Origin of the sequence: Pseudomonas sp. Marseille-Q0931, assembly GCF_940789645.1 — a bacterium.
Taxonomy (GTDB): domain Bacteria; phylum Pseudomonadota; class Gammaproteobacteria; order Pseudomonadales; family Pseudomonadaceae; genus Aquipseudomonas.
This window is the reverse complement of sequence record NZ_CALNWT010000001.1, coordinates 260,133-286,233: the sequence shown is the minus strand read 5'-3', so window position 1 is coordinate 286,233 and position 26,101 is coordinate 260,133. Positions and strand designations below refer to the sequence as shown.

28 protein-coding genes are annotated in these 26,101 nt (G+C 63.3%); 4 read left to right on the top strand and 24 right to left on the bottom strand.

Annotated elements, in window-relative coordinates; all coding sequences use genetic code 11:
• Positions 1-11 precede the first annotated feature (11 nt).
• Positions 12-1,145: an aminotransferase class V-fold PLP-dependent enzyme gene (locus tag P3C50_RS01440; protein WP_275544612.1), complete on the top strand. Its 1,134-nt coding sequence runs from the start codon at positions 12-14 to the stop codon at positions 1,143-1,145.
• A 248-nt stretch (positions 1,146-1,393) separates the two neighbouring features.
• Here the strand turns inward: P3C50_RS01440 and P3C50_RS01435 are convergent, their stop codons facing one another.
• From P3C50_RS01435 to fabD, 10 genes are all read right to left on the bottom strand, one after another.
• Entirely contained in the window at positions 1,394-2,176 is a 783-nt protein-coding gene (locus P3C50_RS01435; RefSeq protein WP_275544611.1) for a TatD family hydrolase, read from the bottom strand.
• A 108-nt stretch (positions 2,177-2,284) separates the two neighbouring features.
• On the bottom strand, positions 2,285-2,641 hold the full coding sequence (locus P3C50_RS01430) for a PilZ domain-containing protein (protein ID WP_003245164.1): 357 nt from the start codon (positions 2,639-2,641) through the stop codon (positions 2,285-2,287).
• Positions 2,642-2,766: 125 nt separating this feature from the next.
• Positions 2,767-3,759 carry a DNA polymerase III subunit delta' gene (locus P3C50_RS01425; RefSeq protein WP_275544610.1) on the bottom strand — a complete coding sequence of 331 codons (993 nt, stop codon included), beginning with the start codon at positions 3,757-3,759 and terminating at the stop codon, positions 2,767-2,769.
• Entirely contained in the window at positions 3,752-4,384 is a 633-nt protein-coding gene (gene tmk / locus P3C50_RS01420; protein ID WP_275544609.1) for a dTMP kinase, read from the bottom strand. The genes P3C50_RS01425 and tmk overlap by 8 nt, the downstream gene beginning before the upstream one ends.
• A gap of 9 nt (positions 4,385-4,393) precedes the next feature.
• Positions 4,394-5,449 carry an endolytic transglycosylase MltG gene (gene mltG / locus P3C50_RS01415; protein ID WP_275544608.1) on the bottom strand — a complete coding sequence of 352 codons (1,056 nt, stop codon included), beginning with the start codon at positions 5,447-5,449 and terminating at the stop codon, positions 4,394-4,396.
• Positions 5,450-5,452: 3 nt separating this feature from the next.
• Positions 5,453-6,268, bottom strand: coding sequence for an aminodeoxychorismate lyase (gene pabC, locus P3C50_RS01410; protein ID WP_275544607.1), 816 nt, complete (start codon positions 6,266-6,268; stop codon positions 5,453-5,455).
• Positions 6,268-7,512 carry a beta-ketoacyl-ACP synthase II gene (gene fabF, locus P3C50_RS01405; protein ID WP_197855911.1) on the bottom strand — a complete coding sequence of 415 codons (1,245 nt, stop codon included), beginning with the start codon at positions 7,510-7,512 and terminating at the stop codon, positions 6,268-6,270. Before fabF ends, pabC begins: the two co-directional genes overlap by 1 nt.
• Before the next feature lie 231 nt (positions 7,513-7,743).
• Positions 7,744-7,980 (bottom strand): acyl carrier protein, encoded by a 237-nt coding sequence (acpP, locus tag P3C50_RS01400; RefSeq protein ID WP_003245177.1) that lies wholly within the window; start codon positions 7,978-7,980, stop codon positions 7,744-7,746.
• A gap of 228 nt (positions 7,981-8,208) precedes the next feature.
• On the bottom strand, positions 8,209-8,952 hold the full coding sequence (fabG, locus tag P3C50_RS01395) for a 3-oxoacyl-ACP reductase FabG (protein WP_197855912.1): 744 nt from the start codon (positions 8,950-8,952) through the stop codon (positions 8,209-8,211).
• A 15-nt stretch (positions 8,953-8,967) separates the two neighbouring features.
• The gene (gene fabD / locus P3C50_RS01390) at positions 8,968-9,906 is read right to left on the bottom strand and encodes an ACP S-malonyltransferase (RefSeq protein WP_275544606.1); all 939 of its coding nucleotides are present in this window, start codon (positions 9,904-9,906) and stop codon (positions 8,968-8,970) included.
• On the opposite strand from fabD, the gene P3C50_RS01385 reads away from it, so the two are divergent.
• Positions 9,905-10,102, top strand: coding sequence for a hypothetical protein (locus P3C50_RS01385; protein WP_275544605.1), 198 nt, complete (start codon positions 9,905-9,907; stop codon positions 10,100-10,102). The two genes, fabD and P3C50_RS01385, sit on opposite strands and share 2 nt — an antisense overlap.
• A 75-nt stretch (positions 10,103-10,177) precedes the next feature.
• Here the strand turns inward: P3C50_RS01385 and plsX are convergent, their stop codons facing one another.
• From plsX to P3C50_RS01370, 3 genes are read right to left on the bottom strand one after another with little or no spacing between them, the layout of a single operon-like run.
• Positions 10,178-11,188, bottom strand: a complete 1,011-nt coding sequence (plsX, locus tag P3C50_RS01380; protein ID WP_275544604.1) for a phosphate acyltransferase PlsX — start codon at positions 11,186-11,188, stop codon at positions 10,178-10,180.
• Positions 11,189-11,191: 3 nt separating this feature from the next.
• Entirely contained in the window at positions 11,192-11,374 is a 183-nt protein-coding gene (gene rpmF, locus P3C50_RS01375; RefSeq protein WP_003245185.1) for a 50S ribosomal protein L32, read from the bottom strand.
• A gap of 13 nt (positions 11,375-11,387) precedes the next feature.
• Complete coding sequence (locus P3C50_RS01370) at positions 11,388-11,915, bottom strand: YceD family protein (RefSeq protein ID WP_013714813.1); 528 nt, start codon at positions 11,913-11,915, stop codon at positions 11,388-11,390.
• 253 nt (positions 11,916-12,168) lie between these two features.
• On the opposite strand from P3C50_RS01370, the gene P3C50_RS01365 reads away from it, so the two are divergent.
• Positions 12,169-12,750: a Maf family protein gene (locus tag P3C50_RS01365; protein WP_275544603.1), complete on the top strand. Its 582-nt coding sequence runs from the start codon at positions 12,169-12,171 to the stop codon at positions 12,748-12,750.
• A gap of 67 nt (positions 12,751-12,817) precedes the next feature.
• Here the strand turns inward: P3C50_RS01365 and sppA are convergent, their stop codons facing one another.
• From sppA to rluC, 3 genes are read right to left on the bottom strand one after another with little or no spacing between them, the layout of a single operon-like run.
• Positions 12,818-13,795 (bottom strand): signal peptide peptidase SppA, encoded by a 978-nt coding sequence (gene sppA, locus P3C50_RS01360; protein WP_275544602.1) that lies wholly within the window; start codon positions 13,793-13,795, stop codon positions 12,818-12,820.
• Complete coding sequence (locus P3C50_RS01355; RefSeq protein WP_197855917.1) at positions 13,785-14,480, bottom strand: HAD-IA family hydrolase; 696 nt, start codon at positions 14,478-14,480, stop codon at positions 13,785-13,787. Before P3C50_RS01355 ends, sppA begins: the two co-directional genes overlap by 11 nt.
• On the bottom strand, positions 14,473-15,426 hold the full coding sequence (rluC, locus tag P3C50_RS01350) for a 23S rRNA pseudouridine(955/2504/2580) synthase RluC (protein WP_275544601.1): 954 nt from the start codon (positions 15,424-15,426) through the stop codon (positions 14,473-14,475). Before rluC ends, P3C50_RS01355 begins: the two co-directional genes overlap by 8 nt.
• A gap of 578 nt (positions 15,427-16,004) precedes the next feature.
• On the opposite strand from rluC, the gene rne reads away from it, so the two are divergent.
• Positions 16,005-19,061 (top strand): ribonuclease E, encoded by a 3,057-nt coding sequence (gene rne, locus P3C50_RS01345; protein WP_275544600.1) that lies wholly within the window; start codon positions 16,005-16,007, stop codon positions 19,059-19,061.
• 115 nt (positions 19,062-19,176) lie between these two features.
• On the opposite strand, the gene murB is transcribed toward rne, so the two are convergent.
• From murB to P3C50_RS01305, 8 genes are all read right to left on the bottom strand, one after another.
• Positions 19,177-20,196, bottom strand: a complete 1,020-nt coding sequence (gene murB, locus P3C50_RS01340) for a UDP-N-acetylmuramate dehydrogenase (RefSeq protein ID WP_275544599.1) — start codon at positions 20,194-20,196, stop codon at positions 19,177-19,179.
• Positions 20,193-20,657: a low molecular weight protein-tyrosine-phosphatase gene (locus P3C50_RS01335; RefSeq protein ID WP_275544597.1), complete on the bottom strand. Its 465-nt coding sequence runs from the start codon at positions 20,655-20,657 to the stop codon at positions 20,193-20,195. The genes murB and P3C50_RS01335 overlap by 4 nt, the downstream gene beginning before the upstream one ends.
• Positions 20,657-21,421 carry a 3-deoxy-manno-octulosonate cytidylyltransferase gene (gene kdsB / locus P3C50_RS01330; RefSeq protein WP_275544596.1) on the bottom strand — a complete coding sequence of 255 codons (765 nt, stop codon included), beginning with the start codon at positions 21,419-21,421 and terminating at the stop codon, positions 20,657-20,659. The genes P3C50_RS01335 and kdsB overlap by 1 nt, the downstream gene beginning before the upstream one ends.
• On the bottom strand, positions 21,422-21,607 hold the full coding sequence (locus P3C50_RS01325) for a Trm112 family protein (protein ID WP_013714804.1): 186 nt from the start codon (positions 21,605-21,607) through the stop codon (positions 21,422-21,424). It lies immediately after the preceding gene.
• 22 nt (positions 21,608-21,629) lie between these two features.
• Positions 21,630-22,631, bottom strand: coding sequence for a tetraacyldisaccharide 4'-kinase (gene lpxK, locus P3C50_RS01320; RefSeq protein ID WP_275544595.1), 1,002 nt, complete (start codon positions 22,629-22,631; stop codon positions 21,630-21,632).
• A complete protein-coding gene (locus tag P3C50_RS01315; protein WP_275544594.1) occupies positions 22,632-23,060 on the bottom strand; it encodes an ExbD/TolR family protein in 429 nt (142 codons plus the stop codon).
• Positions 23,057-23,689 (bottom strand): MotA/TolQ/ExbB proton channel family protein, encoded by a 633-nt coding sequence (locus P3C50_RS01310; RefSeq protein WP_013714801.1) that lies wholly within the window; start codon positions 23,687-23,689, stop codon positions 23,057-23,059. The genes P3C50_RS01315 and P3C50_RS01310 overlap by 4 nt, the downstream gene beginning before the upstream one ends.
• 72 nt (positions 23,690-23,761) lie before the next feature.
• Positions 23,762-25,975, bottom strand: coding sequence for a DNA internalization-related competence protein ComEC/Rec2 (locus P3C50_RS01305; RefSeq protein ID WP_275545323.1), 2,214 nt, complete (start codon positions 25,973-25,975; stop codon positions 23,762-23,764).
• Between the last annotated feature and the right edge of the window lie 126 nt (positions 25,976-26,101).

Sequence of the window (26,101 nt, the reverse complement as noted above, 5' to 3'; positions counted from 1 at the left end):
ATCATCCGACCATGTACGTGTTTCATGATGAGTTTCCCCTGGAAAATGGACTGCGTTATCTGAACCACGCAGCGGTCGCTCCCTGGCCGAAACGCAGTGCTGAAGCGGTGCGGAGGTTCTCGGAAGCGAACATGACCAGCGGCGCACGTGACTATCCCGACTGGCTGAAACTGGAGCGTAGCCTACGTGAACGCCTGGTGCGCCTGATGAACGCACCGAGCACCGGCGATATCGCACTGGTCAAGAACACCTCCGAAGCGCTCTCCTTCGTGGCCTTCGGCCTGGACTGGCGGGCAGGTGACCAGGTGATCATCAGCGACGAGGAATTTCCCTCCAACCGCATCGTCTGGCTGGCGCTGGCAGCCCAGGGCGTGGAGGTGATCGAAGTCAGTCTCAAGGGTGATGACCCGGAAGCAGCCCTGCTCGCAGCCTTCACCCCGCGCACTCGCCTACTGTCGGTCAGCGCCGTGCAATTTGCCAGCGGCCTGCGCCTGGATCTGCCGCGCCTCGGTCGCAGCTGCCGCCAGCATGGCGTGTTGTACTGCATCGACGCCATCCAGCAGTTGGGCGCCCTGCCCTTCGACGTGCAGGCCTACAACTGCGACTTCGCGATGGCCGACGGTCACAAATGGATGCTCGGCCCGGAGGGGCTAGGGGTCTTCTATTGCCGCACGGCGGTGCGTGATCAGCTGCAGCTGCACGAGTACGGCTGGCACATGCTGGAGCATGCCGGCGACTACACGCGCCAGGACTGGCAACCGGCACGCAGTGCCCGGCGCTTCGAATGCGGCAGCCCGAACATGCTTGGCGCCTTCGCCCTGGAGGCGAGCCTGTCGTTGCTGGAGGAAGTCGGCATGGAAACCGTCGGCGCATTGCTGGCAGAACGGGTGCAGCGCCTGAACGACGGCATTCGTGGATTGCCCGGTGCGGTCATCCATAGCCCACTCGCGCCTGCGCGCCGCGCCGGCATCTTCAACTTCAGCCTGGCGGGCTGGGACAACGCGGCGTTGTACCAGCGCCTGCGCGATGAACAGGTGATCTGCGTGCAGCGTGGCCCGGGGGTGCGCCTGTCGCCGCATTTCTACACCAGCGAGCAGGTGATCGAAGAAACCTTGAGCCTCCTAACCCAGTTGGCAAGAGGGTGAGGACTCAGCAGCAGCCGCGGTATTCCAAATCTGTTTAAAAAACGTTCAATCCGGCCTGGACGCTGGCCACCGATGGCCAATACTGGAACTACTGGTGTGCGGCATCTCCCCCCAAGTGCCCCGCCAGCCAAGGTACCGTGGACCGCGTACCTTGATTTACTCCTAATGGTCTTGACCCGGATTCATCCCCCAGAATCCGGGTTTTTTTTGCCTGGCCTACGACCAGAAGCGCGAACCGTAACCCGGATTCAGGCGACGCTGGCCAACGGGAACAGGCGCTTGAAGTTGCTCGAGGTCTGCTCGGCCAGCGCCTCGTAACTGACGCCGCGCAGTACCGCCAGGTACTCGGCCACTTCGCGGACGTATTGCGGCAGGTTGGGCTTGCCGCGATGCGGCACGGGCGCCAGGTAAGGCGAGTCGGTTTCCACCAGCAGGCGGTCGGCCGGCACTTGGCGGGCAACCTCGCGCAGCGCCTCGGCGTTGCGGAAGGTGACGATGCCCGACAGTGAGATATAAAAACCGATATCCAGCGCCGCCTTGGCCATCTCCCAATCTTCCGTGAAGCAATGCAGCACACCGGCTTGCGGTAGCGCCGCCTCGCGCAGCAGCGCCAGGGTATCGGCGCGAGCCTCGCGGGTATGCACGATCACCGGCTTGCCGGTGATGCGTGCCGCTTCCAGATGCAGGCGGAAGGACGCCTGCTGCAGCGCAGCAGACTCCGGCTCGTAGTGGTAATCCAGGCCGGTTTCACCAATGGCGACCACCTTAGGATGCGCCAGCTCCCCCAGTAACCAGTCCAGCGCCGGCTCCGCGCCAGGCTCGAGATCCAGCGGATGCACGCCCACCGAGCAGTCGACATCGGCGTAGCGCTCAGCCAGGCCCTTGACCGTAGCAGCGTTGTCAGCGCTTACGCCGATGCACAGGAAGTGGCCAACGCTAGCGGTACGCGCTGCCTCCAAGGCAGCATCCAGCGAACCGCCATGGGCAGCGAGGTCGAGACGATCAAGGTGGCAATGGGAGTCGATCAGCACAGCGGGAGAACTCGGGCAAAAGGAAAGCCCGAATTGTAATCGAAAGCGGCAGGTGCCTGGTCGTGGGAGGGGCTTTAGCCGCGACGATTGGAGTTCGCGGCCAAAAAGTTACATCGTATGGGTCGGGCGGTCGGATTTCAGCGCGCCGGCCAGATAGGTCTCGATCTTGTTGCGCGCGGTGTTGTCACCGTCGTTGAACTGCACGCCAACACCGGCGGCGCGGTTGCCCTGGGCACCCTTTGGGGTGATCCACACTACCTTGCCGGCTACCGGAATCTTCTCCGGCTCGTCCATCAGGTTGAGCAGCATGAACACTTCGTCGCCGAGCTTGTAGCTCTTGTTGGTGGGAATGAACAGCCCGCCGTTCTTGATGAAAGGCATGTAGGCCGCGTACAGCACGGACTTGTCCTTGATGGTCAGGGACAGAATTCCGTTACGGGGCCCCAGATTGGGTGGCAGGCTCATCAGCACATTCCTGGCGTTTATTGCTTAATGCTTGATTCTAGGGCCTGTTCATACTCCGGCGCAAACCACCGGGTGGCGCGCAGCCAGCAGAATGTGACGCCCTGCCGAATCCGGTCAGCCGAGGTTCAGCTGCGCTGCTGCGCAGGCAGAGCAACCCATTGCCCCAGCAAGGTTTCCAGCAGCAGCACACGGTTGAGGTTGGCCTTGCCGATCACCTTCTGCCTTTGGCCAAGCAGCCATTCCTGAATTGCCAGCACCTTGGCCTGCGGCGTTTTGTCTGCCAGATACTGCACTACCTTGCGCATATCGGCCTGGCCCAGGCCCTCCTCGTCCCTGGTCAGCTGATAACGCAGAATCAGCTGCGCCCAATCGCAGAACCAGTCGAACAGCAGATTCAGCGGCAGTGCGTTCCAGCTTTCCGCCAACTGGCTCGGCGAAACCTGCTGCTTGAGCAGCTTCTTCACCCCCTCCACGGCCTGCGCACGCTGCTCGCGCACACCTTGCGCCTGCAGGCGCACGGCCGCCAGTGGCGAACCCGCCGCGAGTGTCAGCAGATCGCGGCGCTCATCGTCTCCCAGCTCAGGCAGCGCCTGGGCCAGCCAGGCCAGGCTCATCGCCTCGTTCGGCAATGGGCAGGCCTGCTGCACGCAGCGGCTCTTGATGGTCGGCAACAGGCGGCTGGGCTGGTGGCTGATAAGCAGCAGCACGGTATTGCCAGACGGCTCCTCCAGACTTTTCAGCAGCGCGTTGGCGGCATTGAGATTCATCGCCTCGGCCGGCTCCAGCAGCACCACCTTGCGTCCACCGAGCTGAGCGGTCTGCACCACGAAATCGACCAGCTCACGCACCTGATCGACCTTGATCGGCTTTTCTACCTCCTCGGGTTCGAGGACGAAATTGTCCGGATGGGTACCGGCGGCCAGCAAGTGACAGGATTTGCAGCTGCCGCAGGCGTCCAGGCCGCTCGGGCTCTGGCAGAGAAGATACGCCATCAGGCGCTCGGCCAGCGCGCGCTTACCGATCCCGGCCGGGCCATGCAGCAGGTAAGCATGGGCATGCTGGCTGCGGCCGGCCAGTTGCTGCCAGAGCGTTTGTTGCCAGGGATAGACCTCAGCCACGGCAGGCCTCCAACAGGCTCGGCAGCAAGGCGTCGATATCGGCCTGCACCTGCGCCAGGGCCTGTCCGGCGTCCAGCACGCGATAGCGCTGCGGCGCCTGCGCGGCGCGCTGCAGGTAGGCCTGGCGTACGGCCTCGAAGAAACCACGGCCTTCCTGCTCGAAGCGATCCAGACGCCCGCGAGCCGCGGCGCGCGCCAGACCGATCTCAACCGGCAGATCGAAAATCAGCGTCAGGTCGGGGCGCAGCTCGGCCTGGACGAACTGCTCCAGCTGCGCAATGCGCTCGATCGACAGTCCGCGCCCGCCACCCTGATAGGCATAGGTGGCGTCGGTGAAGCGGTCGCACAGCACCACGCTGCCCCTGGCCAAGGCCGGGCGAATGACCTGTTGCAGGTGCTGGGCACGGGCAGCGAATACCAGCAGCAGCTCGGTATCGGCCGCCATCGGTTCGTCGCTGGGTTCCAGCAGCAGCTCGCGAATCCGCTCGGCAAGCGGCGTGCCGCCGGGTTCGCGGGTCAACAGTACGTCGATGCCCCGCTCGCGCAGGCGCTCGGCCAGATACTCGCGATTGGTGCTTTTGCCAGCGCCTTCCGGGCCTTCCAGGGTAATAAACAGACCGGTCACGGATTGCCCTTATTCAGTTTCGGCCGCCGCGCGGGGCGCGGGGCTGGAGCGATAGTCGGCGCGACGCTTGAGCTGGTATTCGCGCACGGCGCGATTGTGCTCGGCCAGGGTGTTGGAGAACACGTGGCTGCCGTCGCCTCGCGCGACGAAATACAAGGTGGTGCCATCGAGCGGGTTGAGCGCGGCATTGATCGCCTCGCGGCCGACCATGGCGATCGGCGTCGGCGGCATGCCGTCGATGGTGTAGGTGTTATAGGGGGTAGGAGTGCGCAGGTCTGCACGGGTGATACGACCGTTATAGCGCTCGCCCATGCCGTAGATCACCGTAGGGTCGGTCTGCAGACGCATGCCCATGCGCAACCGACGGACGAACACGCCGGCGATCTCGCCGCGCTCTTCGGGCACACCGGTTTCCTTCTCGATCATCGAGGCCATGATCAGCGCGTCATAGGGCTCGCGGTAGGGCAAACCCTCGGCACGCTTCTGCCACTCTTCGGCCAGCACGGCTTCAAGGCGTGCATTGGCCTGCTTGAGCAGGTCTTCGTCGCTCATGCCGCGCACGTAGCGATAGGTATCGGGAAAGAAGCGCCCTTCGGGGTTCTGCCCGGCCAGGCCCAGACGCTCCATCAACTGGGCATCGCTAAGATCGGCCAGGCGCTGCTCCAGGCGCTCCTGACGCCCCAGGGCGGCACGCACCTGGCGGAAGTTCCAGCCTTCAACCAGGGTCAGGCTGTACTGCACCACTTCGCCGCGCTGCCACAGGCCGAGCATGTCCCGCGCGCTGTGCTCGGGCAGCAGGCGGTATTCGCCGCTGTGCATGGCCGGAGCACGCAGATTGAAACGCCAGTAAAGGCGCAGCCAGAGCGCGTTGTCGATCACACCCTCGGCTTCCAGACGGTTGAGCAGGCCGCTCGGGGTGGCGCCGGATGGCACCTCCAGGAGCATTTCTTCAGTCAGATGCAGAGGCTGTTCCAGCGCTCTGTGCTGCTGCCAGGCGGCACCGACAACCAGCAGCGCAGCCAGCAACACGCCGCACTCCAGCAGCACCAAGATCTTGCGTAGCACCAGTTATTTACTCAGTAGGTCGCAGACGATGGCCTGCAGTTTACGGGTGAGCGGCCCGACCGACCAGTGTCGCTCTTGCAGCGCCCGTACAGGCCAGATGCCGTAAAGGCTGTTGCAGAGAAAGACTTCATCGGCACTCAGCAGTTCTTCGAAGGAAATATCGCGTAACTCGATGGCCAGTCCGAGCATTTGCGCCTGCTGCAGGAGCTCTGCGCGCATCACCCCGGCCACGCCGCAGCGCGACAGATCGGCCGTCACCAGCCCGCCTTCGATGACCAGAAACAGGTTGCTGTAAACGCCTTCGATGACCCGGCCATGGCTGTCGCGCATCAGACCCTCGGCGCACTCGGCGTCCTGCCATTCGGCACGCGCCAGCACCTGCTCCAGGCGATTGAGATGTTTGAGACCGGCCAGCAAGGGTTGCTCGGCCAGACGCGTCTCGCAGGGAAACAGACGCACGCCCTGCTCGGCATGCACAGCGGGATACTGCGGCAGCGGCGCCGCCTGCAGGATGCGCAGCGGCTGACAGGGTTGTGGCGGCGCATAACCGCGCTGCCCCTCGCCACGGGTGACGACGAGCTTAGCAACACCATCGCCCAGTTGCCCGGCAAAGGCCTGCAACTCGCTTTCCATCTGCGGCAGATCGAGAGGAATGGACAGACGCCGACAGCCATCGGCCAGGCGCGCCATATGCCGCGCCAGCAACGGGATACGCCCGCCACGCACGGCGATGGTCTCGAACAGACCATCGCCGTAAGCCAGGCCACGGTCGCGAACCGACAACTGCTCGCCGGGCGCGCCGTTGACCCAGCCCTGCATCAGCCGTGGTACCGGCGGAACAGCAGCGAGCCGTTGGTGCCGCCGAAGCCGAAGGAGTTCGACAGGGCGATCTCGATTGGCATGGCCTTGGCCTGGTGCGCGACGAAGTCCAGGTCGCAGCCTTCGTCCGGCTCGTCCAGGTTGATGGTCGGCGGCGCGACCTGGTCGCGAATCGCCAACACGCTGAAGATCGCCTCGACCGCGCCCGCAGCGCCGAGCAGGTGACCGGTCATGGACTTGGTCGAACTGACCGCCAGCTTGTAGGCGTGATCGCCGAACACGTTCTTCACCGCCGCGGCTTCGGCGATGTCGCCAGCCGGGGTCGAAGTGCCGTGCGCGTTGATGTACTGCACCTGGTCGGCGTTGATGCCGGCATCACGCAGAGCTGCCGCCATGCAGCGCGCCGCACCGGCGCCATCCTCGGGCGGCGAAGTCATGTGGAAGGCGTCGCCGCTCATGCCGAAGCCGATCAGCTCGGCATAGATGGTGGCGCCACGCGCCTTGGCGTGTTCCAGCTCTTCCAGCACCAGGGCGCCGGAGCCGTCGGACAGGACGAAACCGTCACGGCCCTTGTCCCACGGACGGCTGGCCTTGGTCGGCTCGTCGTTGCGCGTCGACAGCGCGCGCGCCGCGCCGAAGCCGCCCATGCCCAGGCCGCAGGCTGCCATCTCGGCGCCGCCGGCTACCATGACGTCAGCTTCGCCATAGGCGATATTGCGCGCGGCCATGCCGATACAATGGGTGCCGGTGGTGCACGCCGTGGCGATGGCGTAGTTCGGCCCCTGCAGCCCCAGGTGGATCGACAGGAAGCCGGAAATCATGTTGATGATCGAGCCCGGGACGAAGAACGGCGAAATGCGCCGCGGCCCCTGCTCGTGCAGCGATTTGCAGTTGTTCTCGATATTGGTCAGGCCGCCAATACCGGAGCCCATGGCCACACCGATACGCTCACGATTGGCGTCGGTGATTTCCAGCCCGGAATCACGCACGGCCTGGAAGCAGGCAGCGAGACCGTACTGGATGAACAGGTCGAGCTTGCGCGCCTCCTTGGCGGACAGGTACTCCTCGACGTTGAAGCCCTTGAGCGACCCGCCAAAACGGGTGGAGTAGGCCGACAGGTCCATATGCTCGATCAGACCGATGCCACTGCGCCCGGCCAATATGCCCTGCCAGCTGCTCGGCACATCGTTACCCAGCGGCGACAGCATGCCCATACCGGTAACCACGACGCGTCTACGCGACACAGCAATCTCCTCTTGTTCTACTCAGGCGCCACATGCGCCTTGCACGTAAATAAAGGCCATGTCCACGTCATGCCGCTTTTGCAGGAGAGGATTTAACCGCGAAATCGCGAATAAATTCGCTCCAACAGAAGCCGGATCAGGGCATAAAGGTAGCTTCGACATAGCCTAAAGAAAAGCCGCACGCCTGATTAGGGCAGTGCGGCTTTTCTCGGTCAGAAAGCTGACTGTGACTTATTGCGCGTGGGCAGTCACGTAGTCGATGGCTTCCTGAACGGTGGTGATCTTCTCAGCTTGCTCGTCCGGGATCTCGGTCTCGAATTCTTCCTCGAGAGCCATCACCAGCTCAACGGTGTCAAGAGAGTCGGCACCCAGGTCTTCAACGAAGGAAGCGCTGTTGGTTACTTCCTCTTCCTTGACGCCAAGTTGCTCAGCAACGATTTTCTTGACGCGTTCTTCGATGGTGCTCATACCTTGTTTTCACTCCTATTGGACAAATCCAGGCAGCTGGTAGCGGCCAAGTGTATAGAAAGGGTTTTTAGCATTTCAAGCTGAATGCCGGGGAGCCCCCAGGAACACTTCAACGATCTGTCTATAAACCTGTTGCAGCTTTATAACGGATTTTAGACAGCCACTATGACAGTTTTCTGATGGCTCGCGTCACATTCGAGAGCCTCCGGACATTCGGAGGCGCCCTTTTTAGCTCATGTACATCCCGCCGTTCACCGGAATAGTAGCCCCAGTGACGTAACCTGCGCCATCGGAAGCCAGGAAACCGACGACCTTGGCGATCTCTTCGGCCTGACCCAGACGGCCCAGTGGAATCTGCGTCAGCAGCGCGTCGCGCTGCGCTTCCGGCAGCTCGCGGGTCATGTCGGTATCGATGAAACCGGGAGCGACCGAGTTGACGGTAATGCCGCGCGAACCGACTTCACGCGCCAGGGCGCGGCTGAAACCTTCCAGACCGGCCTTGGCGGCAGCGTAGTTGGCCTGTCCGGCGTTGCCCATGGCGCCCACCACGGAACCAATGTTGATGATCCGGCCGAAGCGCGCCTTGGTCATGCCGCGCAGCACGCCCTTGGACAGGCGATAGAGGCTGTTCAGGTTGGTGTCGATGACGTCGAACCACTCGTCGTCTTTCATGCGCAGCATCAGGTTGTCGCGGGTGATACCGGCGTTGTTGACCAGAATCGCCGGCGCACCGAACTGCTCGGCGATGGCGCCCAGCACGGCCTCGACGGACTCGGCACTGGTCACGTTCAGCTCCATACCGGTACCGTTGATGCCGTGTTCTTTCAGCGTGGCAGCGATGCGCTCGGCGCCGGATGCCGAAGTGGCAGTGCCGATGACGATGGCGCCCTGACGGCCCAGCTCCAGGGCGATTGCCTGGCCGATACCACGGCTGGCGCCAGTGACCAGCGCGACCTTACCTTGCAGACTCATGTTCGTTCTCCTTTCTCAAGCCAACGCAGCACGAGCAGCGGCGAAAGCATCGGGGGTATCCAGGTTGTAAGTGTTGATGCCTTTGACGCAGCGCTTGTTCAGGCCGCTGAGCACCTTGCCCGGGCCGCACTCGACCAGATCGGTCACGCCCTGCTCGGACAGACGCACCATCGACTCTACCCAGCGAACCGGGCTGTATAGCTGCGCCAACAGGTCGGCCTTCAGGGTGGCCAGGTCGGATACCACGGCCGCACTGACATTCTGTACCAGCGGGATTTGCGGCGCCTGCCAGTTCAGCGCCTCGACCGATTCGGCGAAACGCTCGGCGGCCGGCTTCATCAGCGCGCAGTGCGACGGCACGCTGACCGGCAGCGCCATGGCGCGCTTGGCACCACGGGCCTTGCACGCCTCGATGGCACGCTCGACGGCAGCGGCGCTACCAGCGATCACCACCTGGCCGGGGGCATTGAAGTTCACTGCACTGACCACATCACCTTGCGCCGCTTCGGCGCAGGCGGCCAGCACGTCGGCATCTTCAAGGCCGAGGATAGCGGCCATACCGCCCTGCCCGGCCGGGACAGCTTGCTGCATCAGCTGACCACGACGCTCCACCAGCTTCACGGCGTCAGCAAAGCCGATACTGCCAGCAGCGACCAAAGCGGAGTACTCACCCAGGCTGTGGCCGGCGACGAACGCCGGCTTGGCGCCGCCCTCGGCCTGCCACAGGCGCCATAGGGCGATGGAAGCGGTGAGGATGGCCGGCTGAGTCTTGTCGGTCTGGTTCAGTTGCTCTTCCGGGCCTTGCTGGGTCAGTGCCCAGAGGTCGTAGCCGAGTGCTTCAGAGGCTTCACCGAAGGTATCGAGCACCAGCTTCTGCTGGGCACCGTGATCGGCGAGCATGGCCAGGGCTTGCGAACCCTGACCGGGAAAGACGAATGCGAGGGATGCAGACATGAATAAGTCCCTTGAGTCGAAAAACCAGCGCCAGGCGAGCCTGGCGCAGCAAACTGACAGTTGGATGACAGGCTGCGTGCCGCGGTCACATTCCGCCGCAGCCCATACCCTGAAGGGCGCCTCTAAAAACGTAGGCGAGGCTGCCAGCGCAAGGCAAAAAACAGGCGAAAAAGCGCAGTTTACGCGCTGTAAATGAGCATTTTGAGCCTGTTTTTAACGCCGCGATGGCAACGCAGGTAGTTTTTAGAGGCGCCCTGAAAACGCGACGAGTCTACAGCAACAAGTTCTCAAGTCGACCATGCAGTCGCTGCGGCAAATTTTCCTGCACCTCACGCAGCGCACAGCGGATCGCGCTCTGAAAGCTCTCCAGCCCCGCCGCGCCGTGACTCTTGACCACGATGCCCTGCAGCCCGAGAAAGCTCGCGCCGTTATGCCGGGCCGGCGCCAGGTCGGCCTTGAGACGGCGCAACAAAGGCATCGCCAACGCACCGATGGCCTGAGCGAACAGGCCATCATTGAACAGCGTCTCGACCCGCCCGGTGATCATCTTCGCCAGACCTTCGCTGGACTTGAGCAGGATGTTGCCGACGAAGCCGTCGCACACCACCACGTCGGCTTCGCCACGGTACACCCCGTCGCCTTCTATATAGCCGATGAAATTCAGCCCGCTCGCCTGCTGCAACAGACTGGCCGCCAGCTTGACCTGCTGATTGCCCTTGATGTCCTCGGTACCGACATTGAGCAAGGCGACCCGAGGTCGATTGATGCCCAGCGTTTCCGCGGCAACGGCGCCCATAATCGCGAACTGGTAAAGGTGCTCGGCACTGCAGTCGACGTTGGCACCCAGATCCAGCAGGTAGCAGTGACTACGCTCGGTCGGAATCGGGCTGACCATCGCCGGTCGATCAATCCCCGGCAGGGTCTTGAGCACATAACGCGACAACGCCATCAGCGCACCGGTATTGCCGGCACTGACGCAGGCATGTGCCTGACGCTGGCGCACCAGCTCAAGCGCCACACGCATTGAGGCATCCGGCTTGCCGCGCAAGGCCTGGGCCGGACGCTCGTCCATGGCGATCACTTCACTGGCGTGATGAACCTGCAGGCGCGAGCGATCGACGCCGGACTGGCGAGCGAGCTGTTCTTCGATGAGGGGAGCTTGGCCGACGAGGGCCAGGTGCAGCGAGGGGAATTCGGCCAGCGCAGAAATGCAGGCCGGAACAATGCAGTGGGGACCGAAGTCCCCACCCATTGCATCAATCGCGATGATCGAGGCGGACAAGGATTACTCGTCAGCGCCCTTGTCGATCACTTTGCGACCGCGGTACACGCCTTCCGGAGAAACGTGGTGGCGCAGGTGAACTTCACCGGTGCTCTTCTCTACGGACAGGGTGCTGGCCTCGAGAGCGTCGTGCGAACGACGCATGTCGCGGGCGGAACGGGATTTTTTGTTCTGCTGAACAGCCATAACTCATTAACTCCTAAACGTTTGGGTCACGCTTTAACTGCGCCAATACACTGAACGGGTTGGACCGCGATACCTCGTCCTCGCCCGGCTCGGGCTCATCGAGACCGTCCGGCTGCTGGCAATCACCTGGGGCATGAGCAGGAACGATCGGCAGGGCGAGAAGCAATTCATCCTCGACCAGACCAAGCAGTTCCAGCGGCTCTTCACCCACTTCCAGCACGTCGTAGCCCTTCGGCAAGGACTGAGTGTTCGCTCCAACCCGAACCACCGCGTATTCACATTCGCTGCGGATGGGTAGCGCGACCAGCTCCAGACAACGCTGGCAGACCATTTTGACCTCAACCTCGAGCTCACTGCGGATCACCACAGTTTTCTGCTCGTCACGCGCGAAATGAAATTTCGCCTGCACCGTGCCCGCCGTATCGGCAAGCGGGTCGCAGAGACGCGGCAGGCTGGCCAGCTCGAGCTGCCCTTCGAGGGTAGCTTCGCGGTCGGCGAGCTTGCGCGGATCAACGTGAGGTGGAATCGGCCCATTCAACATAGGCGCAGCATTCTAGGGATGCGCCCTGCCCATGTCAAAGGAAATTCGGCCTGTCTTCAGGGGCACCTCTAAAAACTACCTGCGTTGTTATCGCGGCGTTAAAAACAGGCTCAAAATGCTCATTTACAGCGCGTAAACTGCGCTTTTTCGCCTGCTTTTTGCCTTGCGCCGACTGCCTCGCCTACGTTTTTAGAGGCACCCACAAGTAGCGGATCAGTAGAATTTCCCACCCACCTATATAAAGGAAGAGAACATGCCCGCGCTGCTGCTCGCCTCCAGCTCACCCTATCGCCGCGAGCTGCTCGAACGCCTGCAACTGCCCTTTAGCTGGCAGTCGCCTAGCATTGATGAAAGCCGACGAAAGGACGAAGCGGCCATCGATCTGGTCAAACGCCTGGCCGAAGAAAAGGCCCGCGCTCTCGCCGATAGCCACCCAGACCATTTGATCATCGGCTCGGACCAGGTCGCCGTGCTCGGCAGCGGCGAAATACTCGGTAAACCCCACGACCTGCCAAGAGCCCAGCAGCAACTGCGCGCCGCCAGCGGCAGCAGTGTCACCTTCCTGACCGGCCTGGCATTACTCAACGCCAGCAGCGGCGAGTGCCAGGTCGACTGCGTGCCTTTTACCGTACATTTCCGCTCAATGAGCGACGAGCAGATCCTGCGCTACCTGCAGCGCGAGCAGCCATTCGATTGCGCTGGCAGTTTCAAGTCAGAAGGTCTGGGCATCACCCTGTTCCGCAGCACCGAAGGGGAAGATTCCACCAGCCTGATCGGCCTGCCACTGATCCGCCTGGTGAATATGCTGCTGAACGAAGGCGTGGAGATTCCGTAGGGCGGGTGCAACCCGCCAATATCTGCCAGGAGCGATTTTATTCGTGAATAAATTCGCTCCTACAGAATCAGCGCAGCGTCGGCCCCTGGAAGCCCATCCACAACGCAATGCGATCGGCCACGCTGGTGCCCAGACGTTTGGCGAAGCGGTCGAACGGCGTGTCACGCTGGGTGAAATCGACCATTTCCTTCTCGCCGATCACTTCACGCGCCACGTAGCTGGCACTGCCCAGCGCGTCGACCAATCCAAGCTGCAGCGCCTGCTCGCCAGACCAGACCAACCCCGAGAACAACTCGGGATGCTCGTCTACCTTGAGACGATCACCACGCCCCTTCTTCACACTGTCGATGAACTGACGATGAGTGGTATCGAGCACGGTTTTCCAGAAGCGGGTTTCCTCTTCCTTCTGCGGCTGGAACGGATCGAGGAATGCCTTGTGCTCACCCGAGGTGTAGACGCGACGCTCGACACCCAGCTTCTCCATGGTCTCGACGAAGCCGAAACTGGCCGCAGTAACACCAATGGAACCGACCAAGCTGGCCTTGTCGGCATAGATCTCATCGGCCGCACTGGCGATGTAGTAAGCCCCGGAAGCACCGAGGTCACTGATCACCGCATAGACCTTGGTCTGCGGGTGCTCGCCGCGCAGGCGGCGAATCTCGTCATAGATATAGCCGGACTGCACCGGACTACCGCCCGGGCTGTTGATGCGCAGGATCACGCCCTTAGTATTGGCATCTTCGAAAGCCGCACGCAGGCTACCCACGACCTTGTCGGCACTGGCCTCCTCGCGATCAGCGATCATGCCGCGAATTTCGATCAGCGCCGTATGGGCGGTGGTGGTCGAGGCCGATTTCAGATCAAGCGCCGGCAACACCAGTGCCAATGCACCGAACAGATAGATAAAGGTCAGCAGCTTGAAAAAAATGCCCCAGCGACGCGAGCGGCGCTGCTCCTGAACACTGGACAGCAGGGCTTTTTCCAGCAGCTTCCAGCTCTTGGCATCCTCGCCCGAAGAAGACGATGACTTCCACTCATCCGACATGCTCACTCACCTCTGCAGAACGCTGCGCGCGATGGCCATCCAGCCATGTACGCAGCTCATTGAATTCGTTGATCGCCAGGCGCGGCGAACAGTCACGCAACAGTGACAGCGGCTGCGCACCAAAACCCACCGCAACCGCGTCCATCCCCGCATTGCGCGCCATCAAGAGATCGAAGGTCGAATCTCCGACCATCAGCGCGTGCTCAGGCTGCACCCGGCAATGCGCAAGAATCTCGTGCAGCATCAGCGGATCGGGCTTGCTCGCCGTCTCGTCAGCGCAACGGGTGATATCGAAATAATCCAGCCAACCCTTGTCGGCCAGCACCCGATGCAGCCCCTTGCGCCCCTTGCCAGTCGCGACAGCCAATTGATAACCCTGCTCGCGAAAGGCTTCGAGCGACTCGCTCACACCATCGAACAACGGCGACGGCTCGGTTTCCAGAGCCAGATACTGCTCACTGTAGGCGCTACGGATGGCTTCGATACGCAACGATTCATCGAGTTCCGGATAGAGCGTGCGAATCGCCACGCCCAGCTCCAGCCCGATAATGCCGCGCACCGCGACATCGGTGCAGCGTGGCACACCCACCACATCAGCAGCACGGTGCATGGCCTCGACGATACGGCCGATGGAATCCACCAGCGTGCCGTCCCAGTCGAAGATCAGCAGTTGATAGTCAGGCACTGAGCCGCTCCAGGGTCTTGGCCCACACTTCGTCCACTGGCGCCTCGAGCTTCAGCACCCCACCTTCAGGCAGCGGCACATGCAATTCGTAGGCATGCAGAAACAGGCGCTTGCCGCCCAGCTCGCGAATCTCACGGGTGAAGTCGTCATCACCGTACTTGGAGTCGCCAGCGATGGAGTGCCCGGCATGCTTGGCATGCACACGAATCTGGTGGGTGCGACCGGTTACCGGCTTGGCCTCGACCAGCGTGGCGAAATCACCGAAGCGGCGCAGCACGCGGAACAGCGTCAGTGCCTCCTTGCCCTCGCCATCGACCTCGACCATGCGCTCACCGGAGCGCAGGTTGCTCTTCTGCAGCGGCGCATTGACCTGCTTCTTGGCTGTCGCCCAGTGGCCGCGCACCAGCGCCATGTAGCGCTTGTCGACGCCATCGCCTCGCAGCTGCTCATGCAGATGACGCAACATGCTGCGCTTCTTGGCGATCATCAGAAGACCGGACGTATCGCGATCCAGGCGATGAACAAGCTCCAGATCCTTGGCATCAGGGCGCAGCTGACGGAAGGCCTCGATCACCCCGTAATTCAAGCCACTGCCACCATGCACGGCGATGCCGGCCGGTTTGTTCAGCACGATCAGTGCTTTGTCCTCGTAAACGATGGCCGCCTCGAGACGCTCGAGCAGCCCCTGCGCCAGCGGCTCGGGCTCGTCGCGCTCAGCAAGGCGCAACGGCGGCACACGCACCACATCGCCAGCCTGGAGTTTGTATTCGGGCTTGATCCGCCCCTTGTTGACACGCACTTCGCCCTTGCGCAGGATGCGGTAGATCAGAGTCTTGGGCACGCCCTTGAGCTGCGCCCGGAGGAAATTGTCGATGCGTTGGCCGGCGAGTTCCGGTGCAACCTCGATCAGCTGGACGCCGGAGGTTGGAGAGGCAGGAGTAGTCATCGCGCAATCATAACAATTTTTTATGGAATTGAAGCACTTAATCATTGCTGCTATAGTCGCGAACGCCGCCAAAAGCGGCCTGGCTTGCGGATGATCGCCAAACTTGCCATCCCCTGCCCGCGCAAACCTTACTTGGACGTGAGGCCGTCCCACGGATTCTTCAGGTTAGAAAGGCCGCAAAAGGCCACGAAGACTTCGGAAATAAAGCCTTGAGTATGATGCGCGATTCGCCCGCAGGGCGGTCGCGGTAAATGACAACCGCTGCGGAATCCGCGCGCGGCACCCGATTTTCAGCGATACGTGTAGGGTGGAGATGTACAACTGTCGGACTGCGTAGCACATCGCTTGATCAAAGACGCCTCATCTCGTCCGCTACCGCCAGTTGATTCCTCTTCCTGACTGAGTGCTTCTGTCACCACAGCAAGCAGGAGACGTCCGTCGCGACCGCGGCCTGATATGGCTGGCCGTCGCTAGACAGTGGAACGATTTACGACCGTTTCTGACGCGCCTGACACCGACCCTGAGAGTCGTGTGTGCCTAACGTGGCTTCCGGCAGCCCCGGAACCCATTGGTACCACATGAAAAGAATGCTGATTAACGCAACTCAGCCCGAAGAGTTGCGTGTTGCCCTGGTAGATGGCCAAAAACTCTACGATCTGGACATCGAGTCCGGCGCCCGCGAACAGAAGAAGGCCAATATCTACAAAGGCCGCATCACCCGCGTCGAACCCAGCCTTGAAGCAGCCTTCGTCGACTTCGGCTCCGAACGTCACGGTTTCCTCCCCCTCAAAGAAATCTCCCGCGAATACTTCTCCAAGGCCCCCGAAGGCGGCCGCGTCAACATCAAGGACGTGCTCAAGGAAGGCCAGGAAGTCATCGTCCAGGTCGAGAAGGAAGAGCGCGGCAACAAGGGCGCAGCCCTGACCACCTTCATCAGCCTGGCCGGTCGTTACCTGGTGCTGATGCCGAACAACCCGCGCGCCGGTGGCATCTCCCGTCGCATTGAAGGCGAAGAGCGCAACGAACTGCGCGAAGCGCTGAACGGCCTCAACGCTCCGGCCGACATGGGCCTGATCGTCCGCACCGCCGGCCTCGGTCGCTCCAGCGAAGAAATGCAGTGGGACCTCGATTACCTGCTGCAACTGTGGAGCGCCATCAAGGAAGCCTCCACCAGCCGCCCTGCCCCCTTCCTGATCTACCAAGAATCCAATGTCATCATCCGCGCCATCCGCGACTACCTGCGCCAGGACATCGGCGAAGTGCTGGTCGACAGCGTCGAAGCCCAGGAAGAAGCCCTGAGCTTCATCCAGCAGGTGATGCCGCAGTACGCCAGCAAGATCAAGCTGTACGAAGACAGCGTGCCGCTGTTCAACCGCTTCCAGATCGAAAGCCAGATCGAAACCGCCTTCCAGCGTGAAGTGAAGCTGCCGTCCGGCGGCTCCATCGTCATCGACCCGACCGAAGCCCTGGTTTCCATCGACATTAACTCGGCGCGTGCCACCAAGGGCAGCGACATCGAGGAAACCGCGCTGCAGACCAACCTGGAAGCAGCCGAGGAAATCGCCCGCCAACTGCGCCTGCGCGACATCGGCGGCCTGATAGTCATCGACTTCATCGACATGACCCCGGCCAAGAACCAGCGCGCCGTCGAAGAGAAGGTGCGTGAAGCCCTGGAAGCCGACCGTGCCCGCGTTCAGGTCGGTCGCATCTCGCGCTTCGGCCTGCTGGAAATGTCCCGTCAGCGTCTGCGTCCGTCCCTGGGCGAGACCAGCGGCATCGTCTGCCCGCGCTGCAACGGTCAAGGCATCATCCGCGACGTCGAATCCCTGTCGCTGGCCATCCTGCGCCTGATCGAAGAAGAAGCGCTGAAGGACCGCACCGCCGAAGTTCGTGCCCAGGTGCCGATCCCGGTCGCCGCCTTCCTGCTCAACGAGAAGCGCAACTCGATCACCAAGATCGAACTGCGCACCCGTGCGCGCATCGTGATCCTGCCGAACGATCACCTGGAAACCCCGCACTTCGAAGTGCAGCGCCTGCGTGACGACAGCCCGGAAGCGCTGAGCGGCCAGACCAGCTACGAAATCGCCGCCACCGCAGAAAACGAAGAAGCTGCCGCTCACCCGGCCGCCGCCACGCGCACCCTGGTTCGCCAGGAAGCCGCGATCAAGGCCGCCCCGCGCAGCAGCGCTCCGGTCGCCGCCGAGCCGCAACCGGCTCCACTGGCTCCGACCAAGGCACCTGAGCCGAGCCTGTTCAAAGGCCTGGTGAAGTCCCTGGTCAGCCTGTTTGCCGGCAAGGAAGAAGAAGCTCAGCCAGCCGTGGCCGAGAAAAAGAGCAGCGAGCGCCCGCCGCGCGAAGAACGCCGCAACGGTCGTCAGCAGAGCCGCAACCGTGGCGGTCGCCGCGATGACGAGCGCAAGTCCCGCGAAGAGCGCGCCCCGCGCGAAGAGCGCCAGACTCGCGAGCCACGCGAAGAACGCCAGCCGCGTGAAGAGCGTCAGCCGCGTGAAGAACGTGCCCCGCGCGAGCCGCGTGAAGGCCAGGAGAACCGCCGCGAGCGCAAGCCACGCGAAGAGCGTGCTCCGCGTGAAGAGCGCGTGCGCGAGCTGCGTGAGCCGCTGGACGCCGCCGGTAACGAGCAACGCGAAGAGCGCGCCGAGCGTCAGCCCCGTGGCGAGCGCCAGGAGCGTCAACGCCCGCCGCGCGAAGAGCGTCAGCCGCGTGCCGAGCAGGCCGAGGCTCTGCAGGACGAAGCCCTGCCAAACGAAGAACAGCTGCAGGATGACGAGCAGGACAACAACGACGGTGAACGTCCGCGTCGCCGTTCCCGTGGTCAGCGTCGCCGCAGCAACCGTCGCGAGCGTCAGCGTGATGCCGATGGCAACCTGATCGAAAGCGCCGAGAACAGCGAAGCCGCAGGTAACGAAGCTCAAGCAGCCGCTCCAGCTGCCGTAGCGACTGCTGCCGCCGTGGTCGCAGAAAGCGTCGACAGCAGCGAAGCCGTTGCCAGCGAAGCTCCGATCAGCGAAGTCCCGGCCGTTGCAGCACCGACTGCCCAGGCTGAAGAGACCCCTGCCGCTCAAGCGGTCGAGGCGCAAGCCGAGGCTAGCGTAAGCGAAGTGATCGAAACCGCTCCGGTCGTAGAGAAGCAAGCTGAAGCAGCCCCGGCCGCAGTCGCAACCCCTGCTGCCGTTGAAGTGCCACTCGCCGAGCCGGCCACTCAAGCTGAGCCGACGGTCGAAGTCGCCCAGGAGCCTGCTCCGGCGCCGGTCGAGCAAGCGCCTGCTGCCGCACCGGTTCCGGCAAATGCCACTGGCCGTGCACCGAACGATCCGCGTGAAGTGCGTCGTCGTCAGCGTGAAGCCGAGCGCCTGGCTCGCGAAGCTGCCCAGGCCGCTGCTGCAGCCCCGGCTGTAGAGGCTGCTCCGGTAGTCGAAGCCGCTCCGGCCGCTGAAGCGAGCCCCCTGGCAGAAACCGAAGCCACTGCAGTCGAAACCGCTCCTGCGGTCGAGCCAGTCGCCGAAGCCGAAGCCACTCCTATCGTCCGCGAGCAAAACGTGAGCGAAGCGGTAGAGCAAGCGCAGCCGGAAGAAGAGACGCCAGCCGACAAGGAAGAGGTCAAGCCTCAGGCTTGATCCTCCTGCGGTAACTAAAAAGGGGATGCCTAGGCATCCCCTTTTTCATGTCCGTCACTGATAGCCCGGATGCAATCCGGGAATGGCGGTCGTCGGATCACGTCCGCCCCGCAGATCAAAGCACGTTCGGTTCGATTTCCAGCGTAACGCCGAAACGCTGCAAGATATCGCTCTGGATGCGCTGCGCCAGCTGCAGCAGCTGCGCACCCGTCGCTTGGCCGTAGTTGACCAGCACCAACGCCTGCAGGCGGTGAACGCCGGCATCACCCTCGCGTACCCCCTTCCACCCTGCCCGCTCGATCAGCCAGCCGGCTGCCAGCTTCACCAGGCCATCGCCCGCCGGATAGCTGACCAGGTCAGCATGCTCGGCGCGGATGTGCTCGGCCAGCTCGAACGACACCACCGGATTCTTGAAGAAACTGCCGGCATTACCCAGCTCGACGGGATTCGGCAGCTTTTCGCTGCGAATGGCACAGATAGCCTGGCTGACGTCGCTGGCGGTCGGCGCTTCCACACCCATCTCGGCGAGGCGCTGGCGCACCGGACCGTAATCCAGTCGCAGCGAAGCCAGGCGGCTCAAGCGAAAGCGCACTCGCAGGATCAACCAACGTCCGGCTTCACGCTTGAACAGGCTGTCGCGATAGGCGAAGGCGCACTCCTCTAGCGCGAAATCGCGCAGCTCACCGGTATGCCGATCCAGTGCGGTCAGGCCGGCGAACAGGTCCTTGATCTCCACGCCATAGGCACCGATGTTCTGCATCGGCGCCGCGCCGACGGTGCCGGGGATCAGGCTGAGGTTTTCCAGGCCGCTCAGGCCCTGCGCCAGACTCCACTGCACGAAGGGATGCCAGGGTTCACCTGCCTCCGCCTCGACCAGTACCTGATCGCCATCCTCTTCGAGAATGCGAATACCACGGCTGGCCATGCGTAGCACCAGCGCCTCGACATCGCGAGTCAGCAACAGGTTGCTGCCACCGCCGATCACCAGCAGCGGCAAGCTCTGCTGCCCAGCCAGACGCAGCGCCTCGCGCACATCGTCATCGTTGTAGGCTTCGGCGAAACGCCGTGCACGCACGTCGACACCAAAGCTGTTGAAGGCCTTGAGCGAAACGTCGCTCTGCAGATTCAGGCTCACAGGCGCCCCTTGATTTCGCTCAGCAGCGCATCGCTGGCCTGCTCGATCAGGTCCAGCACCTGCTCGAAGCCCTCTTCGCCGCCGTAGTACGGGTCGGGCACCTCATCCAGTGCCAGGTCATAGCGACGCAGGTACAGATCCAGATCGGCGCGGGCATCGGCTGGGCGCAGCGCCTTGAGGTTGAGCAAGTTGCTCTGATCCATGGCCAGGATCAGGTCGAAGCGCTGGAAATCGGCGGCTTCCACCTGACGCGCACGCTGCGCGGACAGGTCATAACCACGGCTCAGGGCAGCCTGACGCGTGCGGCTGTCCGGCGTTTTGCCGACATGCCAGTCGCCGGTGCCGGCGGAATCCACCTGCACGCGATCCTCCAGCCCCGCCGCGCGCAGCTTGTGGCGAAACACGCCTTCAGCCGTGGGCGAACGGCAGATGTTGCCCAGACAAACGAACAGGACCTTCATCAGCCACCCAGCAGGCGGCGCACCCGCTCCAGGTCTTCGGCGGTATCCACGCCAGCAGCCGGCGCTTCGAGCGCATCGGCAACATGGATGCGCACACCGTTATACAGCGCACGCAATTGCTCCAGGCACTCGGTATCTTCCAGCCAGCATGGGCCCCAGGCCACGAAGTCATGCAGGAAGCCCGCGCGGTAGGCGTAGATGCCGATATGGCGGCGGTACGGCACACCTTGCGGTAACACATCGCGGCTCTTGGCGAAGGCATCGCGCGCCCAAGCCAGCGGCGCACGGCTGAAGGTCAGGGCCAAGCCGTTCTTGTCGGCGACCACCTTGACCACGTTGGGGTTGAACAACGCGGTGACGTCTTCGATGGGCTCGGCCAGGGTGGCGATACCCGCCTGCGGATTGGCCGCCAGGTTAGCCGCCACCTGATCGATGATCATCGGCGGAATCAATGGCTCGTCGCCCTGCACGTTGACCACGATGGCATCGGCCGGCAGACCAAGCTGGGTGGCAACTTCGGCCAGGCGGTCGGTGCCGGAGTTGTGATCCTCGCGAGTCAGCAGCACCTCGGCGCCGAACGCCTGACAGGCGTCGACGATGCGCGCATCGTCGGTGGCGATCACGACCTGGCTGGCCGAACTCTTCTTCGCCTGCTCCCAGACATGCTGCACCATCGGCTTGCCGGCGATGTCCTGCAGCGGCTTGCCGGGCAGACGAGTGGAGGCGTAACGGGCGGGAATGACGACGGTGAAGGCTGCACTCATTTACTTGTCCAGGCGCTCGTCGGTGTTCAGGGTGCGTGCTTCGCTTTCCAGCATCACCGGGATGCCATCGCGGATCGGGTAGGCCACGCCGGCGCCCTTGCTGATCAGTTCGGTCTTGTCTTCGGAAAGCTGCAGCGGGCCCTTGCAGATCGGGCAGGCGAGAATGTCGAGCAGTTTAAGGTCCATGGCGCAGTCCTTGATGGGGTCATCAAGACCCCGGTATGAGGCGAGCCAGCTCCTTGTCCAGCCAGTCGACGAAAGCCGGCGTAGGCACGGCGTCGACGGCCAGGTACCACCAGTCGGCGGCGGCGAAGGCCCGGCATTTCACCGCATCCTTTTCCGTCATCAGCAGCGGCAGCGCCGGCTCGAAACTGAGCTGCGCGGCATCGTACTGGGCATGGTCGGCAAAGGGGTGCGGAACCGGCCGCCAGTTTAGCGCTTCGAGGGTATTGAAGAAACGTTGCGGGTTGCCGATGCCGGCGACCGCATGCACGGGTTGGCCCGAGGGGAAATGCTCCAGCCCTACCCGCTCGCCAGTGGCCAGGTTGACCAGTGCGGTCGGCTGCAGGCCAAAAGCGTAACCGTCGCCGCGGTCGACTTCGGCGCCGTTGAACAGCACCGCATCCACCTCACGTAGACGCTCGGCCGGCTCACGCAGCGGCCCGGCGGGCAGGCAGCGGCGATTGCCCAGGCCGCGCGCGGCATCGATCAGCACCAGCTCCAGGTCGCGCGCCAGACGGTAGTGCTGCAGGCCGTCGTCGCAGAGGATCAGATCCAATGGCTCCTCGGCCAGCAGTGCACGCACCGCGCGGCTGCGGTCCGGATCGATCATCAGCGGCACGCCCGTGCGCTGGACGATCAGCAGCGGCTCGTCACCGGCCTGGCTCGCGGGCTGCTCGGCACGCACGCGCCAAGGCAGGCTCGGCGGCGTGGCGCCATAGCCGCGACTGACCACGCCGACCTTGAGGCCACGAGCCCGGCAGTGTTCGATCAGAAAGAGGATCAGCGGCGTCTTGCCGGTGCCGCCGATGGTGATGTTGCCCACCACCAGCACCGGCACCGGCGCACGGTAGATGTCACCCTGGCCGGCGAGAAAACGCTTGCGCTTGCCCTGTACCACGCGGCGATACAGCCACTCCAGCGGACGCAGCAGCGCCAGCGCCGGGTGGCCGCGATACCAGGCCTCGAGCAGGCGATCAGCAGCGCTCACTTAAGGATTTTCCTGTGCTTCCACCGTGGTGATGCGCAGGTGCGAGAAGCCCAACTTGCCAGCGGCGTCCATGGCAGTGATCACCGCCTGATGCGGCGTCTTGCCATCGGCGCTGATGATCAGCGGCAGGCTGTTGTCGCCCTCGGACTCCTTCTGCAGCGCAGCCATGAGATTGCTCAGGTTGCTCTCCAGCAGCGCCTTGCCGTTGACCGAAAACGCGCCATCGGCACCGATCAGCACCTCGACCTGCTTCAGCTCGGTCTGCTCCGGCGGCGTGCCGCTGGCCGCCTCGGGCAGGTCGACCTTGAGCTGGGTTTCGCGGGTGAAGGTGGTGGTGACCACGAAGAACAGCAGCAGGATGAATACCACGTCGATCAACGAGGCCAGGTTGATCTCGACGTTCTCCCGCGGTTTACGCCGGAATTTCACGCCTTGCCCTCGCCCAGGTCGACGTCGCGATCACCCTGGACCATTTCCACCAGTTTGATCGCTTCCTGCTCCATGCCCACCACCAGCTCGTCGACGCGACGCTGCAGGTAGCGATGGAAGAACAGTGCCGGAATCGCCACCATCAGGCCGGCTGCGGTGGTGATCAGCGCCTTGGAGATGCCTCCGGCGAGCATCGGCGCGTTGGCCATGCCCGAGCCCATGAAGGAGCTGAAGATCTCGATCATACCCAGCACGGTGCCAAGCAGGCCGAGCAGCGGTGCGATGCCGGCGATGGTACCGAGGGCGTTGAGGTAGCGCTCCAGATCATGGATGACGCGCGCGGCAGCCTCCTCGATGCACTCTTTCATGATCTCGCGACCATGCTTGGAGTTGGCCAGGCCGGCGGCGAGAATCTGCCCCAGCGGCGAATCCTCACGCAGCTCCTTGAGCTTCTGGTTGTTGAGTTTCTTGTCCTTGATCCAGCGCCATACCTGGGCCAGCAGATTGGCCGGGGTGACGCGGGCGGGCCGCAGGGTCCACAGGCGCTCGGCAACGATACCGGCAGCAGCGATGGAACAGAGAATGATCGGCAGCATCATCCAGCCGCCAGCTTTGACCAGTTCCCACACGGTAGAGAATCCCCCTCGAAAAAGTGGCGCCACTCTAGCACAGGGGGCAACGCCCGCCGACCGCCGCCGTTCTCATTTTTCCCGCCAGAAACGTGCCTCGCGTCGCAATGCCTGCGCTGCGCCATGCTCACCCAGGCGCAGATGCAGCGCGCCATCGAGCGCGGTGTCGTGCACCTGAACGCCCGCTGCCCGATAACGCTCTAGCACCTGCGGATGAGGATGACCGAAGGCATTGTGGCGGCTGCGGGTGATCAGCACATGCTGCGCCCCGACCGCGTCGATGAACGCCTGGCTGGACGAGGTGCGACTGCCATGATGAGGCGCCAGCAGCCACTGAGAAGCCAGGGGAAAGTCGGCCTGCATCAGCGCCCGTTCGGCCTGTACGTCGATATCGCCGGTCAACAGCAGGCGCTCGCCCGCAGCCTCTATCTGCAGAACACAAGACAGCTGGTTGCCGGAACTGGCCCGCTCCCACTGCCACAACCTAAAGGTCACCGCGTTCCATTGCCAGCTTTGTCCTGACTCGCACGCTTCGGCGCCAAGCGCATCGGCCAGCCTTTGCGGTTCACCGCTGACCACCCTCGACACCGGCATCCCGGCCTTGATCGCGGCCGCGCCGCCGGCATGATCGTTATCGGCATGGCTGAGCAGCATCAAGTCGAGCTGCCTGAGGTTCAGCGCCCGCAACGAGGGCAGGACGATTCGCTCACCGGTATCGAAATCACCGAAGCGCGGCCCGGCGTCATACAGCAGAGCGTGCTCTCGGGTACGCACCAGCACCGCCAGCCCCTGCCCCACATCCAGCACCCAGATGTCGGCGCGACCATCATCCAGATGCGGCGCTGGCAACAGCAATGCGGGCAACAACAGCGCAAGACCGGGCAGACGCAGCGGCACTCCGGCCGGTAAAAGGAGCAGCAGAGCACCGGCTGCCGCCAGCAACCATGCCCACAGCGGCATAACGCTCGGCAGCCAGGCGGGTAGCCAGCCGGCGATGATGCCGAGCAACTCGAACAGGAGGTGCAGCGCACCACCGGCCAGCCACAACAGCCCTTCGCCCAGCATCGGTATAGGCAACAGCAAGGTGCCCAGCAAGGCCAGAGGCACGACTACCAACCCGACCCAGGGCACGGCGATCAGATTGGCCAACGGCCCGCTGCTGCTGACCGGCAGGCCGAGGATCAACATCATCGGCAACAGGCCGATGGCCATGGTCCATTGCGCACGCGTGAGCCCGCGCCACCAACCCCAGACGCCGAGCCGACCGCCAAACACCAGAGCCAGAATCGCCACCGCCGAAAACGACAACCAGAAACCCGGCTGCAAGGACGCCAGCGGCTCCAGCAGCAGAACCACGATCAAGGCCAGCAACAATGGCCACCACGCGCCCAGATGGCGAAAGCGCATGCGCCACAGCAGCACCAACGCGACCATCACGCAGGCCCTGCGCACCGGCACCTCAAAGCCCGCCAGCAAGCCATAGGTCAAGGCCCCGCCCAGGGCCAGCGCACAGGCGCAAGGTAACCATGGCCAGCGCGCCGGCCATGCGCCGAGCTTCGCCAGCAAGGCCACCAAACCGTAGAGAAAGCCGGCCAGCAGTCCGATGTGCTGCCCGGAAATGACCATCAGGTGCACCGTGCCGGTGTGTTGCAACAGGCGCCAATCTTCGCTGCTCAAGCCAGAACCGTCGCCCAGAACCAAAGCGGCGATGGCGCCTTCGCGCTCAACAGCTGGCGCCGCCAACAAGCGTTGGCGCAGGCTGTCGCGCCAACTACCCAGGCCCGAAGCTGGAGCAAGGCGCTGACCGGACTTGATCGTGCCCGTGGCGCCGATACGCTGCGCCAGCAACCAGGCTTCGTAGTCGAAGCTCTGCGGATTGACCAGGCCATGCGGCCGCTTCAGGTTGACCGCCAGACGCCAGCGCTCGCCGCCCTGCACAGTCGGCCCGCCATACCAGGCCACCCGCAACCTTTTTGGCAGCTCGGCGCGACGCGATTGCGCATCCTCCAGCAGGAAGCGCACCACACCATCGGATACCTCGGGCAATCCGACCACCCGTCCTTCCAGCCATAGCGTGCGGCCGTCGAGCTCAGGGGCGAGGCGATCGTCCAGCGCCCACTGCGCAGAACCGCAGGCGCAGGCCAGCCCCAGCAAAAAGAACCCCAGCGGATAGAGACGCGAGAGCAGCGAAGCCATGCCGACACAAGCTGCAACCAGCAACAGCCAGCCTGGCGGCAGGCTCGGCAGAAAGCGCAAGCTGAGCAGCCCCAAGGCCAGCGCCAACATCCCTGTTCGCATCCATCCTCCCTGCTCATCGAGCTACAGCGAACGCGTCCGGCGCTCACCTTCGGTCACAATATGAAAACGCTGGCCGAGCCGAATCCGTGCATAATATCGGCGCTTTTGCCTGCC

Coding starts and splice junctions, on each gene's coding strand:
- P3C50_RS01430 (WP_003245164.1), bottom strand. CDS start 2,641: ATGAGCCTGCCACCCAATCTGGGGCCCCGTAACGGAATTCTGTCCCTG.
- P3C50_RS01335 (WP_275544597.1), bottom strand. CDS start 20,657: ATGAAGGTCCTGTTCGTTTGTCTGGGCAACATCTGCCGTTCGCCCACG.
- rluC (WP_275544601.1), bottom strand. CDS start 15,426: ATGACTACTCCTGCCTCTCCAACCTCCGGCGTCCAGCTGATCGAGGTT.
- fabD (WP_275544606.1), bottom strand. CDS start 9,906: ATGTCTGCATCCCTCGCATTCGTCTTTCCCGGTCAGGGTTCGCAAGCC.
- rne (WP_275544600.1), top strand. CDS start 16,005: ATGAAAAGAATGCTGATTAACGCAACTCAGCCCGAAGAGTTGCGTGTT.
- P3C50_RS01365 (WP_275544603.1), top strand. CDS start 12,169: ATGCCCGCGCTGCTGCTCGCCTCCAGCTCACCCTATCGCCGCGAGCTG.
- rpmF (WP_003245185.1), bottom strand. CDS start 11,374: ATGGCTGTTCAGCAGAACAAAAAATCCCGTTCCGCCCGCGACATGCGT.
- sppA (WP_275544602.1), bottom strand. CDS start 13,795: ATGTCGGATGAGTGGAAGTCATCGTCTTCTTCGGGCGAGGATGCCAAG.
- pabC (WP_275544607.1), bottom strand. CDS start 6,268: ATGCAGGGCTGGGTCAACGGCGCGCCCGGCGAGCAGTTGTCGGTTCGC.
- P3C50_RS01325 (WP_013714804.1), bottom strand. CDS start 21,607: ATGGACCTTAAACTGCTCGACATTCTCGCCTGCCCGATCTGCAAGGGC.
- kdsB (WP_275544596.1), bottom strand. CDS start 21,421: ATGAGTGCAGCCTTCACCGTCGTCATTCCCGCCCGTTACGCCTCCACT.
- P3C50_RS01385 (WP_275544605.1), top strand. CDS start 9,905: ATGAATAAGTCCCTTGAGTCGAAAAACCAGCGCCAGGCGAGCCTGGCG.
- fabG (WP_197855912.1), bottom strand. CDS start 8,952: ATGAGTCTGCAAGGTAAGGTCGCGCTGGTCACTGGCGCCAGCCGTGGT.
- acpP (WP_003245177.1), bottom strand. CDS start 7,980: ATGAGCACCATCGAAGAACGCGTCAAGAAAATCGTTGCTGAGCAACTT.
- P3C50_RS01440 (WP_275544612.1), top strand. CDS start 12: ATGTACGTGTTTCATGATGAGTTTCCCCTGGAAAATGGACTGCGTTAT.
- P3C50_RS01370 (WP_013714813.1), bottom strand. CDS start 11,915: ATGTTGAATGGGCCGATTCCACCTCACGTTGATCCGCGCAAGCTCGCC.
- P3C50_RS01305 (WP_275545323.1), bottom strand. CDS start 25,975: ATGTTGGCGCTGGCCTTGGGGCTGCTCAGCTTGCGCTTTCTGCCGAGC.